The organism is Prosthecobacter sp., from assembly GCF_044236155.1.
Classification (GTDB): Bacteria; Verrucomicrobiota; Verrucomicrobiia; order Verrucomicrobiales; family Verrucomicrobiaceae; genus Prosthecobacter.
The window spans coordinates 1-3185 of record NZ_JBIIHA010000054.1; the positions used below are offsets into that span (position 1 = coordinate 1).

Here is a 3185-nt window from a genome sequence, read left to right on the forward strand (position 1 = left end):
CTCACTATGTCAGACCGCGTGCTCGGCACACCGCAGTACATGTCCCCGGAGCAAGTGAGCGCCACCAAGAACGAGGTCACCACCGCCACGGACATTTACAGCCTCGGCGCAGTGCTGTATGAAATGATCACCGGCCGGCCACCATTCCAGTCCGCGTCCATCCATGAAATGCTGCGCTTTGTGGCCGAGCGTGAACCAACTCCGCCGCGCACCTTGAACCCTCTGCTCGACCGCGATCTGCAGACGATATGCCTGAAGTGCCTGGAGAAAAACCCGCGCCGGCGTTATGCATCCGCCAATGCGCTGGCGGATGACTTGGAAAACTGGCTCGGACTGCTGCCGATCAGCGCACGTCCTTCCACTGTGGCGGGACGATTGAACAAATGGGCGCGCCGCAGGCCGGGTGTGGCGGCATTGGTGAGCGGGCTGGCACTGACGGGCGTGGTGGCGGTGATCAGCACCTTATATGCGTTGCACAAGGCGCGGGAGAACCAAAAGCAGGCAGAGGAAAACCGCCAGATAATGGAAGTCCAGCTGATGTCCTCGGTGAACGGCTTCATCAGCAAGGCCTCAGCGCTGCGCTACAAGGACAAGCCCGGCAGACGATGGGAGGGCCTGGACGCCATTCAAGAAGCGCTGGCGATCACCCAAAAGCTGCCACGTGATTTTCAACTTCGTCACCTTCCCAGCCTGCAGAACGAGGCAATCGCATGCCTGAGCCTGCCAGACATGCGGGCTGCGCAACGCTGGCCTTTGCAAGAAGGCAGGCAGCCAGCTCTGGGTGAAATCAGCCCGGATTTCTCGACCTTCGCCCAAGCAGGCGCAGACGGCCGGATCTTCGTGACAACGCTCCCGAAGAATGACTCAAAGTTCGAACTTCCCGAGACAGGCCTTTCTGTTTCACACATCCTTCGTTTCAGCCGCGACGCGCAGCTCCTGGCCGCCGGATATGGAAAACCCGATGAGGAAAACAGCAAAGTCGTGATCTGGAACCTGAAATCGCGCAGGCCAATGTTGGAGATAAGCGATGTCCACCTACACGCCTTCGACTTCACACCGGATGGCACGCGCTTCATTGTCGGAACAGCGACGGAGCTCAGGATCATGGCAATCCCCGGTGGTGAAGTCACGCGGACGTGGAAACTTACCGCCGAGCCTCACACAGTCCGGTGCAGCCCCGACGGCCAATGGGTCGCGGCAAGCCAGCAGCGCGGCGGAGTGGTGGTGCATGCTATAAACGAGCAAAGGCCGGAGCATGTTTTTACCCGATGCGACTCCGCACGTGCCATCGCCTGGCATCCCCGCAGGCAGGCGCTTGCCGTGCCTGCCACCGACGGCACGATCTATCTTTGGAATATCGATCAGGAGCCTGCCACCAGTCGTTCGTGGCAGGCGCACAATGCGGCGATCTTGAGCCTGGCCTGGCATCCCAATGGCCGGCATTTGTTCAGCGAAAGCGAAGACGGCTTTGTCACTCTATGGGATTCACGAACCGCCAAGAACGAGATCAGCTTGCCTGCGCGTGCGCTGCACCTTTTGAATGTTTCACCCGACGGCAGCAGACTGGGACCGTTCGCAGAGGGCAATCAGGCCATGCTGATGGAGGTGAATGATGGCTCCGTGGTGCGTTTTGGCGAGGGTCACCCGGGAAGCTTCATCAACAGTGCCTCATGGACGAAGGACGGCACCGCTTTGGCAACCGCAGGAGAAGATGGTGTGCGTTTTTGGAATCGCGACGGAGAACTGATCGGTCGCATCGATTTGAAAGGCTCCCGTTCGATCCTGTGGTCCTCGGATGCGCTCATCTTGAGTGGGGCCGGCGGGTTGCTGCGCTGGCCGGTCATGAAGACCGCTGACGCCACTCACCAACGCATCATTCTTGGTGCGATGGAGAAGATCGACCCACGGGAAGGCAGGCAATGGGCCTCCATCAGTCGTGATGACCGCTGGCTGGCCGCGACACTGCCCTCGAAGGTATGCCTCTTCGATCTCAAGTCCGGGACCGCTCCACGTGAGTTCGCGGCCCAGCCGCACGCCAGCTTTGTCTCAATCAGCCCCGAGGGAAACTGGGTCGCGACAGGGACATGGCATGGACAGGGAGTGCGGGTGTGGTCGCTGCCAGACGGGCGTGTCACCAATCTTCCCGTGAGCGGGAGCGCCAACGTGGGTTTCAACCTCGACGGCAAGCTGCTGGTGACAGGTAACGGTGTCGAATATGCCTTCTGGAAGATTGGAACTTGGGAGCGCGCTCACACCGTCCCGACGAGTCTGGGGGACTTATATGGTGCCATGGCCTTTAGTCCACGTGGCACGGCCATTGCCATCGAATCAGAGCGCAATCGTGCCCTGATCATCGCTGCGCCAACCTTCCGTGAAATGACCTCGCCTGATTTTGACCGTCAACGCCCGCTTATCTTCTCACCGCCCCATGGCACGCTGCTGGTGAACGCGGATGCAAGACAGCATCTGGTGATTTGGGATGTTGCGCTGCTGCGCCAACAGTTGAAGGCACTCAGTCTTGACTGGCCGATCGACGGACTTCCGGAGGAAGTTCTTCCGGTTATTGATGTGGTTGAGACAGCTCGGTGACTGCGGCGCGCCTGGCGGGTTGAAGGTGCGTACAGAAAGCCGCTCAAGATCCAGGAATCAACATGATGCAGATCCACCTGTAACCTTTTGCTGGCGACTCGGAAGTAGGAGTTCAAGGGGCGCATACGACATCCCGCAACTCCCAACCCGATCATCAGCCATGCAACGTCCGATCGCCCTTATCAGCTTGTTCAGTGCCTTGTTGATGCTGGAATCGTGCACCGTCCTTCTGCCCGAATATCTCAGCAGCATCCGTGACCGGCACAGGGGCCCGGCTCCCGAATCCGAATGGAACGCCATGGGCCTGTGGCGGCGTGTGGCGGACACACCGCCCGCTTACATTCCAAAGGACTATCCGTTGTCCGCTCCGCGTGATGAAGCGCACGGTGTCTGGCTCGTAGATGCGCGAGATGGCAAACGTGTCTTCGTACCGAAAACGAAGGTCGGCGGCATCGAGCCTGGAGTGCTGCTCGGCGAGGCGCGCAAGATCACCAACCCGCCGCCTGTGCGTGGCGTCTATCGCCACTCCGAATTCTAAGCCGTCAACTCTGTCATCACCCAACACTCACCCACCCCATGCCATGAAGCCACTTCAT

2 protein-coding genes are annotated in these 3185 nt (G+C 59.7%); both read left to right on the plus strand.

The window, feature by feature from the left end; translation table 11 throughout:
* The coding region (locus tag ACILSE_RS22480; protein WP_395719690.1) for a protein kinase domain-containing protein at nucleotides 1–2589 on the plus strand (2589 nt) is incomplete at its 5' end.
* A 160-nt stretch (nucleotides 2590–2749) separates the two neighbouring features.
* Nucleotides 2750–3127, plus strand: a complete 378-nt coding sequence (locus tag ACILSE_RS22485; protein WP_395719691.1) for a hypothetical protein — start codon at nucleotides 2750–2752, stop codon at nucleotides 3125–3127.
* The last annotated feature ends 58 nt before the right edge of the window (nucleotides 3128–3185 follow it).